Genomic DNA, 397 nt, shown 5'->3' on the forward strand with positions numbered 1-397 from the left:
ACGAGATTGAACGAATGACTCCAAAAATAACGGCCATCTGTGAAAGATATCCACAGGAAAATATTCTGCTCGTAAGTCAAGGGGCGGCTTTGTGTGCTGAAATAAGACATTTGTGGGGAATTCCGCTTTCAAAAACAAGAGATAACGGCGGCCTTGAGATTACAAGTACTTCAATTCTTGAAACGACCGATAATGGTCAGACATTCAAATGCATCGAATGGAATAAGAATGATTATTTGAAACGCGATATTGATCCAACGGATGTTGTCTGAGGCGGTGATTATTTGGATAAGGAAAAAAATAAGCGAGATCGATTGGAAGAAAAGACCAAAGTAAAGATTGAGAAATTAATCGAAAAGGTTGATGAAAATCCATATGATCCGCAAAGATATTATGC

At 38.0% G+C, this 397-nt stretch carries 1 protein-coding gene; it reads left to right on the plus strand.

What is annotated here, in order from left to right:
- A partial coding sequence (locus KJQ99_RS10055; RefSeq protein WP_214150763.1) for a histidine phosphatase family protein occupies positions 1-272 on the plus strand: 272 nt, incomplete at its 5' end.
- Positions 273-397: the final 125 nt, after the last annotated feature.

It is taken from the genome of Campylobacter sp. 2018MI13, assembly GCF_018501135.1.
Taxonomy (GTDB): domain Bacteria; phylum Campylobacterota; class Campylobacteria; order Campylobacterales; family Campylobacteraceae; genus Campylobacter_E.